23 protein-coding genes are annotated in these 21,398 nt (G+C 43.1%); 14 read left to right on the forward strand and 9 right to left on the reverse strand.

What is annotated here, in order from left to right; all coding sequences use genetic code 11:
* Positions 1–62 precede the first annotated feature (62 nt).
* From mtlD to ADA42_RS06840, 6 genes are all read left to right on the forward strand, one after another.
* Positions 63–2,204 (forward strand): bifunctional mannitol-1-phosphate dehydrogenase/phosphatase, encoded by a 2,142-nt coding sequence (gene mtlD, locus ADA42_RS06815; protein WP_004947628.1) that lies wholly within the window; start codon positions 63–65, stop codon positions 2,202–2,204.
* A gap of 87 nt (positions 2,205–2,291) precedes the next feature.
* Complete coding sequence (locus tag ADA42_RS06820; RefSeq protein ID WP_048764295.1) at positions 2,292–2,930, forward strand: 2'-5' RNA ligase family protein; 639 nt, start codon at positions 2,292–2,294, stop codon at positions 2,928–2,930.
* 3 nt (positions 2,931–2,933) lie between these two features.
* Positions 2,934–3,455, forward strand: a complete 522-nt coding sequence (gene cobU / locus ADA42_RS06825) for a bifunctional adenosylcobinamide kinase/adenosylcobinamide-phosphate guanylyltransferase (RefSeq protein ID WP_048764299.1) — start codon at positions 2,934–2,936, stop codon at positions 3,453–3,455.
* Positions 3,452–4,501, forward strand: a complete 1,050-nt coding sequence (gene cobT / locus ADA42_RS06830; protein ID WP_048764304.1) for a nicotinate-nucleotide--dimethylbenzimidazole phosphoribosyltransferase — start codon at positions 3,452–3,454, stop codon at positions 4,499–4,501. Before cobU ends, cobT begins: the two co-directional genes overlap by 4 nt.
* Before the next feature lie 5 nt (positions 4,502–4,506).
* Positions 4,507–5,118, forward strand: a complete 612-nt coding sequence (locus ADA42_RS06835; protein ID WP_048764306.1) for a histidine phosphatase family protein — start codon at positions 4,507–4,509, stop codon at positions 5,116–5,118.
* Entirely contained in the window at positions 5,115–5,858 is a 744-nt protein-coding gene (locus ADA42_RS06840; RefSeq protein ID WP_004947618.1) for an adenosylcobinamide-GDP ribazoletransferase, read from the forward strand. Before ADA42_RS06835 ends, ADA42_RS06840 begins: the two co-directional genes overlap by 4 nt.
* 26 nt (positions 5,859–5,884) lie before the next feature.
* Here ADA42_RS06840 and ADA42_RS06845 read toward each other — a convergent pair whose 3' ends face one another.
* Both ADA42_RS06845 and ADA42_RS06850 read right to left on the reverse strand, forming a co-directional pair.
* Positions 5,885–6,577, reverse strand: a complete 693-nt coding sequence (locus ADA42_RS06845; RefSeq protein ID WP_004947616.1) for an LrgB family protein — start codon at positions 6,575–6,577, stop codon at positions 5,885–5,887.
* A complete protein-coding gene (locus ADA42_RS06850) occupies positions 6,574–7,002 on the reverse strand; it encodes a CidA/LrgA family protein (RefSeq protein WP_004947614.1) in 429 nt (142 codons plus the stop codon). Before ADA42_RS06850 ends, ADA42_RS06845 begins: the two co-directional genes overlap by 4 nt.
* A gap of 116 nt (positions 7,003–7,118) precedes the next feature.
* Between ADA42_RS06850 and ADA42_RS06855 the strand changes: the two genes are divergently transcribed.
* From ADA42_RS06855 to ADA42_RS06875, 5 genes are all read left to right on the forward strand, one after another.
* A complete protein-coding gene (locus ADA42_RS06855; protein WP_004947611.1) occupies positions 7,119–8,024 on the forward strand; it encodes a LysR family transcriptional regulator in 906 nt (301 codons plus the stop codon).
* 61 nt (positions 8,025–8,085) lie between these two features.
* Complete coding sequence (locus tag ADA42_RS06860; RefSeq protein ID WP_004947606.1) at positions 8,086–8,502, forward strand: YeeE/YedE family protein; 417 nt, start codon at positions 8,086–8,088, stop codon at positions 8,500–8,502.
* Entirely contained in the window at positions 8,502–8,912 is a 411-nt protein-coding gene (locus ADA42_RS06865; RefSeq protein WP_004947604.1) for a DUF6691 family protein, read from the forward strand. Before ADA42_RS06860 ends, ADA42_RS06865 begins: the two co-directional genes overlap by 1 nt.
* A 4-nt stretch (positions 8,913–8,916) precedes the next feature.
* The gene (locus tag ADA42_RS06870) at positions 8,917–9,795 is read left to right on the forward strand and encodes an MBL fold metallo-hydrolase (RefSeq protein WP_004947601.1); all 879 of its coding nucleotides are present in this window, start codon (positions 8,917–8,919) and stop codon (positions 9,793–9,795) included.
* A 3-nt stretch (positions 9,796–9,798) separates the two neighbouring features.
* Positions 9,799–10,158 (forward strand): YidH family protein, encoded by a 360-nt coding sequence (locus tag ADA42_RS06875; RefSeq protein WP_004937858.1) that lies wholly within the window; start codon positions 9,799–9,801, stop codon positions 10,156–10,158.
* A 130-nt stretch (positions 10,159–10,288) separates the two neighbouring features.
* On the opposite strand, the gene ADA42_RS06880 is transcribed toward ADA42_RS06875, so the two are convergent.
* Complete coding sequence (locus ADA42_RS06880) at positions 10,289–11,521, reverse strand: MFS transporter (protein WP_039909943.1); 1,233 nt, start codon at positions 11,519–11,521, stop codon at positions 10,289–10,291.
* A gap of 338 nt (positions 11,522–11,859) precedes the next feature.
* Here ADA42_RS06880 and ADA42_RS06885 point away from each other — a divergent pair, with 338 nt between their 5' ends.
* Positions 11,860–13,077, forward strand: a complete 1,218-nt coding sequence (locus tag ADA42_RS06885; protein WP_004947597.1) for a CaiB/BaiF CoA transferase family protein — start codon at positions 11,860–11,862, stop codon at positions 13,075–13,077.
* Between the two features lie 121 nt (positions 13,078–13,198).
* Positions 13,199–14,044 carry an IclR family transcriptional regulator gene (locus tag ADA42_RS06890; RefSeq protein ID WP_004937849.1) on the forward strand — a complete coding sequence of 282 codons (846 nt, stop codon included), beginning with the start codon at positions 13,199–13,201 and terminating at the stop codon, positions 14,042–14,044.
* A gap of 32 nt (positions 14,045–14,076) precedes the next feature.
* Here the strand turns inward: ADA42_RS06890 and ADA42_RS18485 are convergent, their stop codons facing one another.
* Positions 14,077–14,244, reverse strand: coding sequence for a hypothetical protein (locus ADA42_RS18485; RefSeq protein WP_155857826.1), 168 nt, complete (start codon positions 14,242–14,244; stop codon positions 14,077–14,079).
* 10 nt (positions 14,245–14,254) lie between these two features.
* Complete coding sequence (locus ADA42_RS06895) at positions 14,255–15,262, reverse strand: MFS transporter (RefSeq protein ID WP_081407821.1); 1,008 nt, start codon at positions 15,260–15,262, stop codon at positions 14,255–14,257.
* Between the two features lie 157 nt (positions 15,263–15,419).
* Between ADA42_RS06895 and ADA42_RS06900 the strand changes: the two genes are divergently transcribed.
* Positions 15,420–16,643, forward strand: coding sequence for a CaiB/BaiF CoA transferase family protein (locus ADA42_RS06900; protein ID WP_004947591.1), 1,224 nt, complete (start codon positions 15,420–15,422; stop codon positions 16,641–16,643).
* Positions 16,644–16,690: 47 nt separating this feature from the next.
* Here the strand turns inward: ADA42_RS06900 and ADA42_RS06905 are convergent, their stop codons facing one another.
* The 4 genes from ADA42_RS06905 to ADA42_RS06920 all read right to left on the reverse strand — a co-directional run bounded on the left by ADA42_RS06905 (position 16,691) and on the right by ADA42_RS06920 (position 21,245).
* Complete coding sequence (locus ADA42_RS06905) at positions 16,691–17,536, reverse strand: IclR family transcriptional regulator (RefSeq protein WP_004947588.1); 846 nt, start codon at positions 17,534–17,536, stop codon at positions 16,691–16,693.
* 120 nt (positions 17,537–17,656) lie between these two features.
* Complete coding sequence (locus ADA42_RS06910; RefSeq protein ID WP_004947585.1) at positions 17,657–18,865, reverse strand: 3-oxoadipyl-CoA thiolase; 1,209 nt, start codon at positions 18,863–18,865, stop codon at positions 17,657–17,659.
* A gap of 15 nt (positions 18,866–18,880) precedes the next feature.
* Positions 18,881–20,401, reverse strand: a complete 1,521-nt coding sequence (locus ADA42_RS06915) for a 3-hydroxyacyl-CoA dehydrogenase (protein WP_004947583.1) — start codon at positions 20,399–20,401, stop codon at positions 18,881–18,883.
* A 55-nt stretch (positions 20,402–20,456) separates the two neighbouring features.
* Positions 20,457–21,245 (reverse strand): enoyl-CoA hydratase, encoded by a 789-nt coding sequence (locus ADA42_RS06920; protein WP_004947580.1) that lies wholly within the window; start codon positions 21,243–21,245, stop codon positions 20,457–20,459.
* Positions 21,246–21,398: the final 153 nt, after the last annotated feature.

The following is a 21,398-nucleotide window of genomic DNA, read 5'->3' on the forward strand; positions in this document are numbered from 1 at the left end:
CCGCAAAGGACGATTTATTGGTTACTCTAAAAAACAACAAATTATAAACAAAGGGGAAAAATATGCTGATATTTCACTCGTTTTCTGTTCAGGGCGCGCTTTTTGATATGGATGGTACAATGTTTGATACTGAACGACTTCGGTTTCAAACATTGAAACAGGCATCTCAAGAACTCCTTGGGCAGAGCTTTTCAGATGATTACTTAATGCAGTGTTTGGGTTTAAGTGCCACCACAGCAGAGCAGTTGGCCAAAGAGCGCTACGGCGAGCACGTTCCTTATCAGAAGATTCGCCAGCGCGCCGATGTGCTCGAACTCGAACGTGTCCGTAACGAAGGTGTACCGATTAAAAAAGGCTTGGTGCAAGTTTTGGAGCGTTTACGCAAATCGGGATTACGTATGGCAGTTGCCACGTCGAGCCGCCGAGCGATTGCAGAAGAATATCTGATTAATGCCAATGTATATAAGTTTTTTGATGTGCTGGTTTGTGGTGATGAGGTGACTTGCGGTAAACCGCATCCTGAAATTTTTGAAAAAGCGGCAGAACAGCTCAACCTCAAGCCGACGCAATGTTTAATGTTCGAAGATTCTGAAAATGGCATTTCATCTGCACATGCAGCGGGTGGTGTGACTATTTTGCTCAAAGACATTAAAACGCCAAATGACAACATGCTTTCAAAAGCAAATTTTTACTACGAAACCATGTATGACTGTTTGCATGATCTGGATCAATTTGTCGCAACGATGGACATGCCTGAACTCGATGCGTCATTTCCGCAGTCATTAAATCAGCTCACCGTTGGTATTCATGGTTTTGGGGCAATCGGCGGCGGATATCTGGCTCAGATTCTCTCGCATTGGGATGGTTATACACGACCGCAGCGCATCTTGGCTTCCACCAGAAATTCCTTATATCGTGAAGCCGTCAATGCATTTGGTACCTACTGTATCCGTTATGGGCAACGTTCTTATGATGAGCGTATAGAATACATGTCGGTGATCGATGCCGATAATGAACAACAAATGCTGGATATGTACCTCGAATCGTCTTTGATCGCGTTATGCTTACCCGAACAAGCGATTCAAGATGAAGCCAAAATCATTGCAAAAGGCCTCTATGCACGTTATGCCTCCCAAACAATGCAAAATCATCATCCACTGACGTTTTTAATTATTTTAAATAAAGTCGGCGCTAAAAAGATGGTGATCGATCATATCCGTGACGCTTTGGCTCAGCTTTCAACCGTTGAGATTGCAGAACAAATCATGCAACAGCATTATTTCTGCGACACGGTGGTTAACCGCATGGTTTCAAAATTGTCAGAGCAAAATCTATATCGACAACTTAAGATTAAATACAACTTTTTTAAGCAATATCAGTCGGATGTAGAATGCGATAATGTCGAGATTGAAGATACGTCTAAGTTATCGAGTGAGCAAGAGCATCAAGCTGCGATGTATATCGATGATATGCGTCGAAATTTTCAGCCAAGCCATATTTTGCAAACGATGGATCTGATTTTGTTCAATAGCGAAGTAGATATGCCAATTTATGTAGAAAATTGCAGTCCGCTTTTAGCTAAATTAAGGCAAGTCATCCGAGTAGATAACATTGCAGATATTCAATTGATCAAGAATCGTTTATGGAACGGTGTACACGCCATGATCGCTTGGTATGCAGCGACGCTCGAACACGACACCATTGGAATTGCGATGGGAGATTCACGTGTAAAGGATTTTGCTGATGCATTGATCGGTAATGTGCAGGCGGGATTGAGTCGGCAGTTGCCTCATCGTGAAAAAGATTTACAGCGTTTGGCCAAAAGCTTCATCGAATCGTGCCAATACGCCTATAAAGACCCATGTGAACGTGTGGCACGCGATCCCTTACGTAAACTCAGTTATCCCGAACGTGTTTTTGGTTCGATTGCCATAAATCTTCAGCATGATCAATCTATCGATGTCCTAATTGTTGGCGCAGCGTTGGGCTATTACTACGCACAACATGCGCAAAAGCAGCCTTTAGCAACGATTCAGACACATTTACAGCAAACGCTAGATGCTATGAATATCGCTGCCAAGCACAAACATCTGATCAAGCAGCAAATCGTAAACTATTTAACCGAATGGAATGAAAACCCTGAACAGCTGCTGTCAACGAGTTTTTTGCAAGATGCATTAGAACATCATGCTGTAAGCGCTTGATCTAGACAATTGATTTCTAAATTTAAGCGCACTACAAAATCTAAAAGCATGTTTTAATATTGGTCTTAAAGTTTTCGGTGCCATGATGTGTTTATCAAGCCAAATCAGTTTGTTATACCAACCGAGCAACGTGATTATAGCGAATGGCACCGTGGACGCACACGTTATACACTATGGTATTTGTTGCTTGATCAGGTTAAACATGCAGAGATAATCAAACAGCTTGATCAGATCCGTCATCAGTTTTCGGACTGTTTAATAAAATCTTCAAACCGCCAATACCATATTACATTGTATATTGGCGGTTTTTTGACATGTGATGAGTCTATTTATAACGATGATTTTCCACAGTCATTGTTTGTCAAACAACAGCAACAGCTTGAATCTTTAAATTTATCTCATTCAATCACACTAAAGTTGACCGCTGTAAATAGCTTCGAAAGTGCGCTTTTTGTGCAGGTGAGTGACTCACTGCATCAACTCATATCGATCCGATCCGCTTTAAGATTAGCCCAACATACTGAAGTGGCTGCGCAAACATACTGTGCGCATATTACATTGGGGCTTTACGCTCAAAAAGTGATGGGACAAGATGTTTTGCAGCGTTTGGATGCATGTGCAGCACTTGATGTAGAACTCGAATTTGATCAAATCCATTTTGGTTATTACATTGCGCAAACACTGCAAGGCCCGTTACATTCACTTTATTGTTTTAATCTGGAATGATCTATGCTACAGCTGATCTTGGGCGGCGCACGCTCTGGAAAAAGTCGACATGCAGAGAAAACTGCTAAATCCTTTGCGTGTCCTGTGATTTATATTGCGACCGCAGAAGCGCGAGATGCTGAAATGCAGGAGCGAATTCGCCATCATCAATCACAACGGCCCGCCGAATGGAACCTAGTGGAAGCACCACTCGATTTAGTCGATCAGTTGCTGGCACATGATCATGACAATCAAGTGATACTGATTGATTGCTTAACGTTGTGGCTGAGTAATCTTTTAATCATAGAAGATGTGCATTTTCAGTCACAGCAATGCGATCGATTGGTTCAAATCTTACCGAGTTTAAAATCGGATGTAATCATGGTCAGTAATGAAACAGGCCTTGGTGTGGTTCCGATGGGGGAACTGAGCCGCCGTTTTGTCGATGAGTCAGGCCGATTACACCAGCGTTTAGGCGAGGTGGTCGATAAAGTAGAGTTTTGCGTTGCCGGTTTTGCAATGTGTTTAAAAGGAGAGGCATCGTGAATTGGTGGATGGCACAGATTACACCTGTAAATCAAATCGCACAGCAAATGGCCGAGCAGCGACAGCTTCAATTTACAAAGCCGGCAGGCTCACTTGGAATGCTTGAGCAGGTCGTGATTCAGCTTGCTGGATTACAAGGTACACCTCATCCGCAGCTTTGCAAGCCGTGGATCAGCATTTTTGCAGGCGATCACGGCATTATGCAAGAGCAGATTTCGGCCTTTCCGCAAGCGGTCACGCGCCAGATGCTACAAAACTTTGCAACAGGTGGTGCATGTATCAGTGTGATCGCACGTGAACACGCTGCTTACTTACAGGTGATTGATTGCGGAACGATGGGTGAGGCTTATCACATCGATGGTGTTGAAACCCATTGTATTCGTGCAGGAACAGCAAATTTTATTCAAACCCAAGCTATGACGGCATTCGAGTGTCAACAGGCATTAAATTTAGGGCGTGAAAGTGTCGAAAAAGCCCAGACCGCCCAAGCAGATATATACATTGCAGGTGAGATGGGTATTGGAAATACCTGTGCGGCTGCTGCGTTAGCCTGTTTACTTTTAAATGAAGATCCAGATCAGCTCACAGGCGTAGGAACGGGTATCGATGCAGATAAACTTAAACACAAAAAGGCAGTGATTCAAACTGCGCTGAATCTACATCGAGAAGCAAAAGGTAATGCCTTTCAATCACTGTGTGCAGTAGGCGGGCTTGAAATTGCTGCCATGACAGGCGCCTATATACGCGCAGCTCAATTAGGAATCGCGATGGTGGTGGATGGTTTTATCAGTTCGGTAGCAGCACTCTGCGCTGTACATTTAAATCCAGATGTTCGTCGGTGGATGATTTTTGGCCATGCCTCTGCCGAATACGGGCACCGCCGGGTGCTTGAAGCATTAAATGCAACTCCATTGCTCCAGCTTAATTTACGTTTAGGTGAAGGAAGTGGTGCGGGTGCAGCGCTTGGTTTGATTAAGCTTGCATGCAGCTTACACAATCAAATGGCCACATTTGCTCAAGCGGCTGTGTCGGATCATACAGGTTAACCGAAATGAATCTGCCAGTCATTCAACTCGATCTATTGCGCCACGGAGCCACCGAGCAAGGGCATACTCTACGTGGTCATATCGATGATGCACTGACAGCAGAAGGGCTTGCGCAGATGCAGGCATCAATCGATGCACATAGCAACCAAAACTGGCATGTGATTGTAAGTTCGCCTTTATTACGCTGTGCCCACTTTGCAGCGCCTTTGGCACAGCGCTTGGCTTGTCCATATATAGAAGTTGAGGCACTTAAAGAAATGTATTTTGGTGAGTGGGAAGGTAAAACCACCCAATCCATATATGAGCAATCACCCGAAGAATTGGCAAATTTCTGGCAGTGTCCTACACAGTACAGTGCTCCACAAGGTGAACGGCTAATCGATTTTCAAACGCGGGTTTTAAATGCCTTGAAAAAACTCATCGAACTGATGTCGATGCGGCATCAGTCGCATGCTTTGGTGGTGACGCATGGCGGGGTAATCAAACTATTACGCTGTCTTGCGCAGCAGCGCCCGTTAGACGAGCTCTTGACCATGCAAGCACCTTTAGGTGAGCTGGTTACACTGCAATTAAGCACTCAGGATGATCAGTTAATGATTCAAGAGATGTATCAATGATGCCGTTTTGGATTGCTTTACAGTTTTTGACGATTTTACCTGTACAGCTTGATCGCATGCCGACAGCAGAGGAAAATGCGCGAGCTGTATTGTTTTATCCTGTGGTTGGGCTACTTTTAGGTGGGCTTTTATACGCTCTGGCGCTGCTTCTTGTACCAGTGCCAACCATTTTAACAGCAGTGTTCATAACGCTTTTCTGGATAGGCCTGACAGGCGGATTGCATCTTGATGGTTTGGCAGACACGGCCGATGCATGGGTGGGTGGCTTTGGAGACAAAACCCGAACGCTTGAAATTATGAAAGACCCTGCATGCGGGCCTATAGGTGTATTAAGCTTAATTGCGCTGGTTCTTGTTAAATTGTGCTGTGTATATTTGCTTTTGATGCAAAGTCAGACACTATTTTTAATTTTTGTACTGGCACTGAGCCGCACGGTCCCTATATTACTGTTTTTGAGCACACCTTATGTACGCAAAAAAGGCTTAGGGCGCGATATTGCGGCAAGAATTCCTAGATTATATGCATACTTGATTTCAATCTTGATTGCACTGGGAGGCATCAACTGGGGCTTACGAGGTATGTTGGCTGTCTTGGTTTCGATAACGACCATTATTTTTTTGCGTAGATGTTTTATCAAACGTATCGATGGCATCACAGGAGATACCATCGGGGCGAGTATTGAAATTGTTGAAGCCATGCTCATCTTAAGTTTTGTTTTGCTTGGCTATTACTTGATGTAACCCGACTTAGGTGTTGAGAGTTTCAATTAACCTAGTAACTTGATAACCAGATGAATCAGGCTCGGACCAGCCACCACCATAAAAATACCAGAAAGTACCATCGTAAGGCTGGCAATCACGCCTTCATCTTTATGCCGGGCATAGGCTTTACTGGTGCCAAAACCATGCGCTGCATTGCCTAAAGAGGCACCTTGTGCCAGCGTAGAGCGTAAGCGCAAAATCGCCAATACCACATCACCGAGTACCATGCCTGTAATTCCGGTGATCATGGTAAAAACAATCACCAGTTGCACCGATCCACCGATGTATGCCGTGAGTGCCATGGCAAATGGTGTGGAAATTGAGCGCGACATTAAACTAAGCGTGGTTTGCTCATCAAAATGAAACCATCTTGCCAGATAAAATGCACTCACAATACCCGCCGTCATACCAATACATATTCCGAATCCGATTGCCAATGCATGACGACGGATGATACCCCGATATTCATAAATTGGAATAGCAAACGCGACAGTAGCTGGGCCAAGCATCCACACAATCCACTGGTTATCTTGCATATAGGTGTTATAGGAAATATTGAAAGCCACCAATATAAGTATGATGATGGCCGGCAATAATATGGCGGGTGAAAGCAGTAAATAGGGAAAGCGTTGGTGTAGGGCTTTGACCTGCACGTAACCAGCGAAGGTTCCGATTAAACACAAAAGTGATAGCATCATGACAATGACTCACTTTTACTGTTACCTTTGCCAAAGCGCAACGTATGTTGAAGCCATTGTTCAAGCTTAAAGCACAAATGGACTGTATATACGGTTGCAAGCATGACGCATACTGTACCAAGTACGACCGCCGTGATGAGCTGCAAGCCTTCGCTAAGAAAAAGCACTTTATAGTTCATTAGCCCGACCACACAGGGAACAAAAAATAGAACCAGTTCGCTCAAAATAAAATCTGAGCCCGATTTAATCCAGTTCAGCTTAAAAGTTCCACTGAGTAATCCGAGCAACACCAAAAATAACCCAATCACACCAGCCGGAATCGGAAGTTGAAACAGCTTTTGAATCAGTGATCCTATCCACCACAGCATGATCAAAAGGCCGATCTGTAAACTTATTTTTGCCAAAACCGAATAACGTGAGTTCATCACCAGAAGTATCCTAAACTTATGCGGGAGAAAGTGATGTAATTAGTTTAAATCGACTTTTTATATCAAATTATGAATAATAAAATTATAATTATGCTGTATTGGAATGTTTGATTGTGGATATTAAAGCCTTAAAAATTTTTGTGCAGATTGTTCAATCGCAAAGTTTTACACTTGCGGCTGAATATATGTTTGTAACTCAACCGACCGTAAGTAAGGCCATTTCTCTTTTAGAGAACGAACTCGGAACAGCACTATTTAAAAAAGGCGAGGCAGGGCGTAAGCGTGAAATTGAACTGACCTATACCGGTGAACTCATTTATCAGCATGCATTAAAAATTTTAGCCGAACAAAAGAAAATCTATGAAACCCTAGAAGATATCAAGCAGCTCAAAAAGGGCAAGTTAACTTTAGGTTTACCTCCTTTAGGCTCGGTTCTACTTACTCCTTTAATTGCAATGTTTCATAAACAGTATCCCAACATTGAATTAAGTTTTTTAGAAGTGGGTTCCAATACCATTGAGCAGGCGATTTTAGCGAAAAAAATTGATGTTGGAATTTTATTGAGCCATCTCAATCCGGTACTTGCGACTATACCCATCATCGATTCTCCTCTGTATTTACTTGCAGCAAAAGATTCATACTGGAAACATCATGAAGCTGTGGTATTGAGTGATTTACGTGAAGAATCATTTTTGTTGTACGACGATAGCTTTACCCTGAACCATTTAATTTTACAAGCAGCACAACTTGAAGGCTTTCAACCCAAAATCGTATGTAAAAGTAGTCAGTGGGATTTTATTGCCAAGCTAGTCGAGTTTTCGATGGGTGTTGCACTGCTGCCAAAAATTTATTGTGATCAACTTGATGCCTCCAGATTTACGATAATCCCTTTGATCAACACACCGCTACGCTGGACCTTAAGTATGGCATGGAATACCTCCGTACCCATGACTAGTGCTACGCAAGCGTGGTTAAAGATTGTAGAGCAACATAAGCAGCAGATTGGATTTAAAAAATAACTTGAACAAATTATAAAAAAATATATTATAAAAATATATATTGTTTGGTGAGGCTAAGCACATGCACGAAGTTCTGTTGGCTTTTTTTGGAGGTACGCTTCTGGGGCTTACTGTTGTTGGATATCTATATGTTCATGGACGCATTGCCGGCATTAGTGGCCTAATGGCACAACAATTTGGCTCGGGCTTGCCAACAAAGACACCGGCATTTTGGTTTTTGTCTGGACTCATTCTCACCTCATTTGTAGTCGGGCTATTCTGGCAACCAGAAATTCAGCTTAATAGTCATCCCTTGATACTGATTATTGCGGGTTTACTGGTGGGATTTGGTACACGTTTAGGATCAGGATGTACCAGTGGACATGGCATATGTGGCTTAAGTCGATTGTCATTACGCTCAATCATGGCAACGTTTACCTTTATGCTCACCGGTTTTATCACGGTTTATGTATTACGTCATATCATTGGAGGATTCTAATGAAAAATCTCCTTGCATTTGCTTTTGGTGCTTTATTTGCTTTGGGTCTGTTAATCTCTGGTATGTCGAACCCTGCTAAAGTTTTGTCTTTTTTAGACTTATTTGGAAATTGGGATATCAGCCTTGCCTTTGTTATGCTGGGTGCTATTGTAGTCGCATTTCTGCCGTTTCAGCGCGCCATCAGACACCCAAAAACTTGGTTAGGTGAAAAAATTGATTTGCCTTCAAATCAGCAAATAGATAAAAAACTCATTAGTGGTGCGATCTTGTTTGGTGTGGGCTGGGGGATCGTAGGTGTATGTCCTGCACCTGCATTGACATTGATTGGGCTTGGGCACTTTCAGGTTGTGTATTTTGTGGTTGCCATGCTGATTGGCATGTATATTCATCGTAAATGGTTTGGAGTATAAGCCCATGTCTCTTATGAAGCCGCAAGTGACTGCATTTTTTGATGAGTCGACCAAGACGTTCAGCTATGTAGTGACTGATCCAGACACCAAAATCAGTGCCATCATAGATAGCGTGCTGGATTATGATGCTGCATCTGCAACCACATCGACCGTACATGCCGATCAGATTGTTGAGTATGTCAATCAACATCGCCTTAGTATTGCTTGGATTCTTGAGACACATGTACACGCTGACCATTTAACGGCTTCGCAATATTTAAAAGAGCAGCTGGGTGGCCGAGTGGCCATGAGTGAAAAAATTAGTACGGTACAAGACACCTTTAGCCACATCTATCATCTAAATGCAGAATCATTCAAAGCAAAGCATACTTTTGATTATTTGTTTAAGGACGGTGAACAGTTTCAAATTGGTAATTTACAGGCTTACAATATTCCAACGCCAGGGCATACGCCCGCTTGTTTAAGTTATGTGATTGGCGATGCTGTGTTTGTAGGAGATACCCTGTTTATGCCAGACTACGGCACCGCGCGCTGTGATTTTCCTAAAGGCAGTGCAAGCCAGTTATTTGACTCGGTACAACGCTTATATCAACTGCCTGAATCCACACGGATGTTTTTGTGTCACGACTATTTGCCAGAGAGCCGAAAAGACTATGTGTACGAAACTGATGTGCGTACGCAAAAGGTTCACAATGTGCATATACATGAAGGTACATCTAAATTTGATTTTGTCGAAATGCGTCAGGCGCGTGATGCAACATTGGCAATGCCCAAACTCATTTTACCGGCGATTCAGATCAATATGAATGCGGGGAAATTTCCAGAACCGGAAGCCAATGGTCAGCGTTACCTTAAACTTCCTTTGAATTACTTTAAAGTCTAAATTATGTCTAATCTTGAAGATCCGCGCGTTTTACTCGCGCTTGAACGTACTTTACTGGCATGGAACCGAAGCAGTCTTGCCCTGATTGCTTTTGGTTTTTTAATTGAAAAATCGACACTTTTGGTTCATTTGATTGATCCAGTGCGTTATCACGACAAAATTATTTTCAATCGCTGGTTAGGCGTGATCGTGATCGTGATGGGTGTTGTGGTCAGTATTCTTTCGATCCAGCAGTATCGAATAGCACTACGTTCTCTTACACCGCTCGAAATGATACCTGGGTACAAAACCAATCTTGCCAGTGTATTAAGCTATTTCACCATTTTAGGTGCAATTATGCTGATTATTTCATTTTGGATGTAGTTTTTAACAGTAGCCCTCGAGAGGACTACTGTTACCTAAAAAATAATATTGAAGCGCTTAATAACACGCTTATTATACGGGCCACCTAAGGCTGGCCTGTATCTGATGTGCCCAAGGGCAATATTAGACATTATGATTGCTGCGGATCGTATTGTTTTTCCTTAATCAATAATGCTGGAATTACACCGCAAATCAAATAGGCAGCGCCCATGACTAAAAAGCCTAAGCCGATGGAGCCGCCCGAGGCTAAAAAGCCAATAGTCGCAGGTGCAATTGCCGCACCCAAACGACCCACATTGTATGCGCCACCTGTAGCGCTACCGCGAATATGGGTAGGGAAGCTTTCCGTCATATAGGTGGCATTCACGCCGTAAGGAATGCCATATAAGAAGCCAAACGCAATCAAAAGGAAAAGAATATTATCTGGGGAGTTGTAAAACACAATGAGTGGAAGAAAGATTGCAGTTCCAATGGCACCAAAGGCATAGGTAAAACGCCGTCCAAGTTTATCTGCCATAAAACCTGCAAGAATTTTACCTAAGATCATTGCACTGTATGTTCCGACCATGTAGGCAGTCATTTGCTTAAACTTCATGCCTAACTCACTTTCAAGGTAAGAAGGCATCCAGTTATTTACGCCATAATAGCCAAATTGCAAGAAACCCGCAGTTAAAGCCCACAAAATAAACATCTTACGGTTTCGTGGGTCTGCAAAAATGCGTTTTAACGCACTTTCTTGCGTGTTGGTATTTTGCCCATTTAGATCGTTGCGAGAATGATACCAAGCTTGTGGTTCGGGAACTAAAAAATGCATCAATACTGCAATAAGTACCGGCACGATCGCAACGTAAAATAGCATTCTCCAGCCATGATCCGGGATAATCCAGCCTGCAAGTAGAGTTGCTACAATATATCCAACCGTCCAGCCCGCTTGAAGTGTACCTAGAACAGTTGTACGGTAGCGAGTTGGCACATACTCGGCCATGAGAGTATTACAGGCAATATAAAGTGAGCCTAAACCCAATGATGCAAAAAATCTTAAGATACTAAATTGTATGAAATTTTGTGTGAGTCCTAATCCACAAGTCAGCACTGAAAACAGCAAAATCGAAATCACAACAATCCGAACTCGCCCGAATTGATCACAGGCCCAACCGCCAAAAATTCCACCAATTGCCATTCCCGCAAGGGTAAAGCTACCGAGCATACCTGCTTGAACAGAACTTAATTGGAATTCAGCCTTGATGCTATTAAGGCTGTATGACAGCAACATCAGATCGGCGCCATCGACTAAAAGGGCAAGAAAAGCAAAAAAGAATGCGATTTTCCATGTATGAGGGCTGAGATTGACCTTATTTTTCATATTTTTCACTGCTCTGTTCCTTAAGCACAACAACCGATATATCTCGTTAGCACTGATGATAGTGCGAGATGAAATCGATGAATTTTCCGGATAGTAAAACAAGAAAATTATATTTTCAATTAAAATAAAATTAAATATCGCTATGCGGTATAATATTTTCTTATATAAGATAATGTTTTTGCTTACAAATCTTTTGTGTTGGAAAGTTTAATCTTTTATTCAGTTTTTAAATCAATTTGATGTTTCATTAAATATCTGTATTATTGAGTTTTCATATCGCTATGCGAAATATTTTGCTAGTGTTTAACTTTTAATACGCCATAATAATGGAAATAAGAATGGGTGCACTTCAAGGAATCCGTGTTTTAGATTTAACTCGTGTTTTGGCTGGCCCGTGGTGTGGCCAAGTACTTGCAGATTTGGGCGCCGAGGTCATCAAGGTTGAGCGGCCAAAAAAAGGCGATGATACGCGTGCTTGGGGGCCACCCTGGATGAAAGACAACACAGGCCAAAATACTCAAGAGGCTGCTTACTATCAGTCGACCAACCGCAATAAACTTTCGGTTGCCATTGATATTTCTACGCCTGAAGGGCAAGAGCTTGTTCGCAAACTTACAAAAGAATCTGATGTTTTGATTGAAAACTATAAAGCGGGTTCACTGAAAAAATATGGTTTAGATTATCAAACTTTGGCAGAAATAAATCCTCAGCTGATTTACTGCTCAATCACCGGTTTTGGTCAAACTGGCCCACGTGCACAAGAGCCGGGTTATGATTTTATCATTCAGGGTATGGGCGGTCTGATGTCTGTTACAGGTGAGAGAGACGATTTACCCGGTGGCGGCCCGCAAAAACTTGGGATTGCATTTTCAGACATTACCACGGGCCTATATGCGGCCATTGCCATTCAAGCCGCGATCATAGATCGATATACGTCCGGACTTGGCCAATATATCGATATGGCTTTGCTCGATGTGCAAATCGCAACACTTGCCAATCAAGGCATGAATTATCTGGCATCGGATCAAATTCCAGTTCGCTATGGCAATGCGCATGCCAATATTGTGCCGTATCAAGTCTTTCAGGCGTCTGATCGGGATTTTATTATAGCCTGTGGTAACGATTCACAGTTTATCAACTTATGCACCGCGATTGATCGTTCAGATCTGGCACGAGATCCACGTTTTAAACGTAATGCCGACCGGATCGCACATCGAGAGCAAATTATTTCAGAGTTAGCGCATCATTTTAAAACCAAAAAGGCCGATGAATGGGTGAGAAAAATTCATGCTGCGCATGTTCCAGTTGGGCTAATTAATGATTTGAAGCAGGCTTTTGAAGAGCCACAGGTACGAGAGCGAAATATGCTGATCAAGATGGAGCATCCTCAGCGAGATGAGCTCACCATTGTGGGTTCACCTATTAAAATGTCGAGAACACCAGTTGAGTACAAACTTGCGCCACCCACTTTGGGGCAGCATACTAAAACAGTACTTGGGCGTTTTTTATCTTCAGATGAGCTTCAAAAATTATCGCAGCAAGGCGTGATTGAATAGTTAGCTTGAATTATTGAGTAAAAGAGGCTGGGCATTTGTCGCTTCTTTTGCTATTCCCAGAATAATTAGATTATAATTTTCGCAATGCGAAACATTAATTGAGTTGAGTGCACTCATTCTTATGACAGATTTAAATGACATTGAACATAATGAAAAATTATTAGCCCCGCTGCGTCATGAATTGCTTCATCCCATCGAAGATATGCAAGATGAAGATGACCGACAATTTATCACGGCTTTGGCGCGTGGTCTGGAATTATTGCGCTGTTTCTCTGCCAAACAACCGCATTTAGGTAATCAAGAATTGTCACAGATGACAGGCTTGCCCAAACCTACGATTACTCGCTTGACACATACCTTGTCGCGTTTGGGGTATATTCGTCAGGTGCCCAATTCGACCAAATTTCAATTGTCTGTTGGCGTCTTGGCGTTTGGTTATTCCATGCTTTCCAATGTATCCATTCGTTCAATTGCTCAGCCCTATATGAAAGATCTGGCCGATTATGCTGGTGCTGCTGTGGCCATGTCGACCCGCGATCGACTCAACATGATTTATCTGGATGTTGTGCAAGGTAAAGGTAATGTTACCATGCGCCGTCAGGTCGGAACGTATTTACCCATTCACCTCAGTTCGATGGGGCGTGCCTGTCTTGCTGCTATGCCTGAAGATGAGCGCGACTTTCTGTTAAACGCGATTCGTAGCAAGCATAAAGAAGACTGGATTAAAATTAATCGTGATCTGGATAAAGCATTTCGTGATTACCAAGATTTTGGTTACTGTTTTTCGATAGGCGACTGGCATAAAGATGTTAATTCGGTGGCGGTGCCACTCATGCATGAGCAACATGGATTACTGGTATTTAATTGTGGTGGGCCAAGTTTCATTATGAAGCGAGAGAAACTCGAAGAAGATATTGCACCGCGCTTATTGCATATGGTCAATAACATCAAGACAGAAATTAGCTGATTTTTTTACTATCACGCTGATTTCTAAAGCTGTTAAGCCTGCTTTGATATTAAAGTACTTTTACTGTCGAGGTAGGCAATCCATAAGGTCAGACCTCCAAAACCAATGCCGATCAAACATACGCCATGCCATCCTGAATGTCGCCAAGCATAACTTCCGACCGCTGTGCCGAGTGCGCCACCAAAAAAATAAGCCGTCATATAAATTGCGTTAAAGCGTGATTTCAACACCTGATTCAATCGAAAGACGATACTTTGATTGGTGACATGAAGCGCCGATAATGAGGCATAAATCAAAAGAGTTGCCAAAATATAAAATATAAAAGAGACAGGTAAAAATAAAAAAGAGGATCCAGCTCCCAATAAAGCCACCAGCAGAGATATAGGATATCCAGTGGACATTATGCTCATTTAAATGATGACCAGCCAGATTTGCAACCAAAGTTCCTAAAATGCCCACAAAGCCGAACAGTCCGATACTAAAATCAGAAAAATGATATGGCGCAGGCGCAAGTAGTAAAGACATTGTTGTAAATACCATACTCACACTCGCAAAAATTAAAAAACCAAGTGCGGCACGTCGGGCCAAGCAGGGTGAATTTTTTAATAATACTGGAATAGAAACAAGCGTTTGCATATAGCCCTGTCGCTGTGTGGCGGGAAACACATCGAGCTTGCGATACAACATAAATGCAATCATGAGCAAGGCGATTCCGCTGATCAAATAAATGATTTGCCAGTGCCAGAGCGTAGAGGCCAAACCAGATAATGACCGAGCTAATAAAATTCCAAGCATGAGTGCGCTAATTAAAAAACCAACCACACGGCCACTTTGTGTAATAGGCACCAGACTGGCTGCAAGTGGCAGGAGTAGCTGAGCAGAAACTGAAAATAATCCAGTTAAAATTGTGCCTACGATCATCCATCCCAAACGATCTGCGCTTCCGGTAATGAGCAGTCCACAGGCGGCAAGCACCATCAAAATGACCACCAATTGACGCTTTTCTAACAGATCTCCAAGTGGCATCAACACCAATAAACCAATGGCATAGCTGATTTGAGCACATGTGGGAATCCAAGCAACAGATGTTTCTGGAAGTGCAAGAGATAGCGCAATGGATTGAATAAGCGGTTGGCTAAAATAATTACTACCCGAACAAATTCCCGCTGCAATCGCCATGAGTATTAATGTAGGCGTATAAAATGAACAAGATCTCATAAAACCAGACGGCCATTGCTGTGCTTACAGAATTTAAGAGTAATAAATTTAAATTGTATTTACAATTAAATAAAACATTATTTTGCTATGCGGTACTTTAATTTGATATAAACATGAATCATGTGTCAGATGCATATATTACAGAATGAGGGATGCTATGGGAGCCTTAACAGGATTTAGGGTGTTGGATTTAAGCCGTATACTTGCTGGGCCTTGGTGTAGCCAGATTCTTGCAGACTTAGGTGCAGAGGTCATCAAAATTGAAAAGCCATTTCAAGGCGACGATACGCGTATCTGGGGACCACCGTTTTTAAAAACCGATCAGGGTGAAGATTCAAATGAGTCAGCCTATTATTTATCTGCAAATCGCGGTAAATATTCGGTGGCCATTGATATGGCAAGCGTTGAAGGTCAGGCTCTCATTAAAAAAATGGTACTTGAAAGTGACGTTCTACTCGAAAATTACAAAGCGGGTTCTTTAAAAAAATACGGGCTGGATTATGAAAGTTTAAAAGAAATTAACCCTAAACTGGTGTACTGCTCAATCACTGGATTTGGTCAAAAAGGCCCACGTGCTCAGGAGCCGGGTTACGACTTTATTATTCAAGGTTTGGGCGGGATGATGAGTGTGACGGGGGAGCGCGATGATTTACCGGGTGGCGGCCCTCAAAAAGCAGGTTTAGCTTTTGCAGATTTAACCACAGGGTTATACGCTGCGATTGCAATTCAGGCTGCTTTATTGTCTCGTGTGAGTACCGGTGAGGGGCAGCATATTGATATGGCTTTACTCGATACACAAGTGGCTTCACTTTCTGTATTGGCCATGAATTATTTAACTTCAGAAAAAATACCGGGCCGTTTGGGTAATGCGCACGCAAATATTGTCCCGTATCAGGTATTTAAAGCCTCTCAAGGCGAATTTATTATTGCATGTGGCAATGACCAACAGTTTAAGGCCTTATGTGAAAGTATTGAGCGTCCAGAGCTGGCTGTAGATTCAAGATTCAAACAAAACAAGGGAAGAGTGACGCATCGTGATGTACTTGTAGAGATCTTGCAGCAACACTTTATGAGCAAGCCTGCACAGGTCTGGGTAGAGCGGATTCATGCTGTGCAAGTACCTGTTGGCATGATCAATAATCTTCAACAAACGCTTGAAGAAGAGCAGGTGCGTTTTCGTGAAATGGTTGTTCAAATTGAACATCCGCTTAAGAAAGACTATGTATCGATTGGCTCGCCAATCAAACTCTCAAAAACTCCGGTGCAATACACCAAAGCACCGCCGTTTTTGGGTGAAGACACTGATCTCATCTTACAGCGTTTTGTTTCGCCGCAAGAACTTGCGCAGCTCAAAGATCAGCGTGTTGTACAGCAAGGTTAATAACGCAGTGAGGTGTGAGGCAGCGCGTATCATGATTTGGTTTAAGATCACAGGCTCTCAGTCAGCGCATCTTGAATACTATGCACCATATATTTCAAACGTGGTCCGATCTCGTCGACTAATTTTTCTGCGCTGAGCAAATAAGAAGGCGAGCCGCAGTTAAATACATAAATGCCGTGCTTTAAACTGACGAGGGGTACTGCAACTGAGTTAATGCCTTGTTGCCAATCGCCCAGAGACAAACAATATCCGTACTGGGCGTACTCTTCGAATGCTTTTTTGAGCATCGTTTCAATTTGTGGCCACTCTTCAGGATGTTTCTTCTGAATGGCCTCAAGTAAGCGTTTACGTTCAAATTCTGGTGTCGCAGCAAGGCAAGCTCGTCCCATAGAACTGCTATAAAGTGGTAAGGTGGAACCAATCGGGCGACGAATTTTACTATTGGTTTGAACAACATCCAGGTAGAGCATATTTAGACGATCACGCGCTGCCAATGCAACGGGTGCCTGAGCATATTGGCTCATTTCTTCCATATAGCGATGTGCAGTACTACGCACAGTTAAATTCGAGAGCGCGGCATAACCCAAAGACAATACGCCAATATCCAGCATATATTTTGGAGAATCTGGCATTTGTTTTAAATAGCCTAAGCAAACCAGCGTATTGGTTATTCTGGCAATGGTAGGTTTAGGTAGTCCTGTCATTTTTGCCAGCTCGAGATTACCAAGAACTTGGTGCTGTAAAGAAAAACAACGCAGAAGTTCAAGGCCACGTGCCAAAGACGCAATAAACTGAGGATTGTTTTCTCGATGAATATGGGAAATTGGATCTAAACGAATTTCATCAAAATTGAGTGGTTTATCATTTTTTTTAAGTTCAGTACTTTGCGACATTCCATGCTCAAACAGAAGGCTAAAGACCGATAATAGAGCATTTCATTTTGTATTGTAAGTATCTCCATTCATCGCAAGATACGATGAATGGATCTGATGAATACATGTAGGGCAGATCAATTATCCAGAAACATTTTCAATGACCATCGCTAAGCCTTGTCCTACACCAATACACAAGCTCACCACCGCATACCGTTTATTACGACGCTGAAGTTCTCTAGCAACCGTAAGAGCTAAACGTGCACCGGAAGCGCCCAGTGGATGACCGATCGCAATTGCTCCGCCGTTTGGGTTTACACGCGGGTCATCGAACGAAATGTCTAATCCCTTTAAACATGAGAGTACTTGTGAAGCAAAGGCTTCATTAATTTCGATAATATCTAAATCATCTAGCGTAAGTCCTGCACGCTGTACTGCTTTTTTGATGGCTTCAATTGGGCCAGCACCCATAATTCGAGGTTCAATACCTGCTGCTGCCGCAGAAAGTATTTTAGCCATAGGCTTTAATCCATATTTTTGACCCGCCTGTTCAGAACCGATCAGCAGTGCCGCTGCACCATCATTAATCCCTGATGCATTACCTGCTGTCACTACACCACCTTCAAAAAGAGGCTTAAGTTTACTCAAGGCATCGACGGTTGAGCTTGGGCGAGGGTGTTCATCTTCGCAGATGAGTTTAGGTGGCAGTTTTTTACCCTGAGGCACTTCAACAGGCGTGATTTCGTCAGTAAAAAAGCCATCTTGTTTGGCTTGCTGGTATTTTGCCTGTGAATCTGCTGCAAACTGATCGGCCTGTGCACGGTCTATACCGTATTCCACCGCGACATTGTCGCCTGTTTCAGGCATGGAGTGCCCACCAAACTGCGCGGTAATTTTTTTATTTGGGAAGCGGGTACCAATGGTGGTGTCATAAATTTTTGCTTCGCGGCTAAACGCACTTTCTGCCTTGCCCATCACAAATGGCGCTCTAGACATGCTTTCTACTCCACCCGCAATGTATAAATCGCCTTCACCACAGGTAATTGCACGTGCCGAATCGATGACTGCCCCAAGGCCGCTCGCACAGAGACGATTGATCGTCTGACCCGGTACCGTTACGGGTAAGCCTGCGAGTAATGCAGCATGCCGCGCAATATTGCGACTGTCTTCACCCGCTTGATTGGTATCTCCTAAAATAACATCTTCAATGTCTGCACCCGGTACGCCGGTTTTTTCAATGAGTCGTTGAATGACCAATGCGGCCAAATCATCTGGTCGAATCGAGGCCAATTCACCTGCATGGCGACCAAATGGTGTACGTAATCCGTCGTAAATATATGCATTTAACATGTCTGAAATCCTGAATTATGATGCGCTATAGGTAAGGGGTAATTGTAATGTCACTCTACGTTGCAGCCATGGACTAGGTCGATAACGTGGATCTAGAGTAAGTGCCGAGATGCGCGTTAGAATCAGTAAAATCTTATCGGCGCCCAGTACTTCGCCCCACTCAATAGGACCGTGTGGATAGCCTAAGCCTAAACGTACTGCTGCATTGATGTCATCTACGGTTGCAATATTTTGCTGAGCCATGTCACAGCCCAAGTTAATCACCATGGCGAGTACGCGCTGCGCAACAAAGCCAATACTTTCTGCAATCGTGCTTGCACCAACGCCGTCAAGGTTAAAAATAGAATGTGCAGCTTGGCAAAGTTCTGGTCGTGTTATCAGTGAAGGCATCAAGGTTCGATGGCGCTCAAGCCCATACAGTAGATCAATCGCAACGCATTGTTTGGCATCGAGTCCTAATCGCTTTGCGGCATGTGTTGTATCTTCGCCGTAGCAGGCCAATAAACATAAGCTGTCTGGCTGCGGTGTTGCGCCGTTATCCATTGTGATCTGCTGTTGTTTTAAATAATGGATCAGGGCATCATGATCTGCCGTGTAATCTGCAGCAACCCAGACCGCTGGATATTGTTCAAGCCGAGCGACATGTGAGGGGGCGGCTTCATTGGTTTTTTTACCAGCTTCGTAACGATAAAAGCCCTGACTGGTCTTACGTCCAAGCTGTTTACCCGCTAGAAGTTGTTGGGTAAGCGGGTTTGGACGATAGCGTGGCTCTTGATAATATTGCTGATAAATAGACTCCATGACAGGATGTGATACATCTAATCCGGTCAGATCGAGTAGCTCAAATGGCCCCATTTTAAAGCCAACACCCTCTCTTAATATTCGGTCAATTTCGCTGAACGTTGTAACCGATTCATTGAGTATTTTCAGTGCTTCAGTGCCATAACCACGGCCGGCATGGTTTACGATAAAGCCCGGTGTGTCTTTTGCCACAACTGCCCGATGTCCGAATGCATGAGACAGTTGAGTCATAGTCTCTACATGTTTTGCATCGGTTTTTAAACCTTGTATGACTTCGACCACTTTCATAAGTGGAACAGGGTTAAAAAAATGATAACCAATTACACGTTCTGGAATACGACACTGCGCCGCAATCGCAGTCACAGACAGGGATGAGGTGTTAGAAGCTAAAATCGTGCTGTCTGGCACAATCTCTTCAAGCTGCTGCATTAAGGCCTGTTTGATGTCTAGCCGCTCAATAATTGCCTCAATAATCAGATCACATACTTTCAGATCAGGTAGGCTTTCGGTCACGATCAGGCAGTCGATGGCCTTTTGAGCCTGTTCAGACGTGATTTTATTTTTTTCGACCAGTTTATTGAGGGTTTCAGTCAGTTTATCTTTGGCTTGTAAGGCTGCGCCTTCTTTGGTGTCATACAAATAGGTGGTATGTCCTGATTGAGCTGCAATTTGGGCAATTCCACTGCCCATAATGCCGACCCCAATAATCCCTATATGTTGTATTTGCTGTGTCATACCGTCGTTCCTCGGGTATTTGATTATTCTCTTAAACGTTGCACAAGTTTAAAAATTATTTGCCCTGATAAACGGGTTTACGTTTTTCCATAAAGGACTGAATACCTTCAGATTTATCTTGTGTTGAAAAAAGCAGCTGAAAAGACTTCCGTTCTAATGTCAGTCCTGCATTGAGAGGTACATCTTCACTGTGTAGCGCCACTTCTTTAATCTGCTGTAGCGCGATGGGTGGCATTGCGGCAAGGTTTTCTGCCATTTTGATTGCAGTTGGAATCGTGTCTGCATCTTCGGTCACTTGAGATACCAGCCCAATGCGATAGGCTTCATCGGCAGGTATCAATACACCAGTCATGATCATGCGCATGGCGTGAAATTTACCGACCGCACGAAACAGGCGCTGCGTTCCACCTGCACCCGGCATAAGTCCCACTTTAATTTCTGGCTGGCCAAAATTGGCACTTTTTCCGGCAATGATAATGTCACTATGCATGGCAAGCTCACAGCCACCCCCCAAGGCAAAGCCGTTCACTGCTGCAATAATTGGTTTTGGACACTGCGCAATGGCATTCCAGTAACGTTCGGTGTGTCTGAGCAACATCTCTGTAGAGGTAGCATTTGCCATTTCTTTTAAATCTGCACCCGCAGCAAATACCGAGTCTCCACCAGTGAGTACAATCGCATGAATATCATCATTAAAGCTTAAATCGTTAAATGCTCGAGCCAAATCTTTACGGATTTGCGTATTGAGCGCATTTTTTGCTTCTGGTCGATTAATTTTCACAACGGCTATGTTTTTAACTGAATAATCGACTTCTATGAAACATTCCTGTTGAAGATTTGTCATTTTATTATCCTTAATTTCGCACATCAAAACACTGTTCCTCATATCATGCGTATTTGTGATTTTTTTTCAAGCACTTTTTCCTTAATTGCGTATCATTTTTAAAAGATAAACAAAATAAAGCATCAAAAATTCAAAATTACGATAAAAAATTTC

Origin of the sequence: Acinetobacter sp. 243_ASPC (genome assembly GCF_001054715.1) — a bacterium.
GTDB classification, from domain to species: domain Bacteria; phylum Pseudomonadota; class Gammaproteobacteria; order Pseudomonadales; family Moraxellaceae; genus Acinetobacter; species Acinetobacter soli.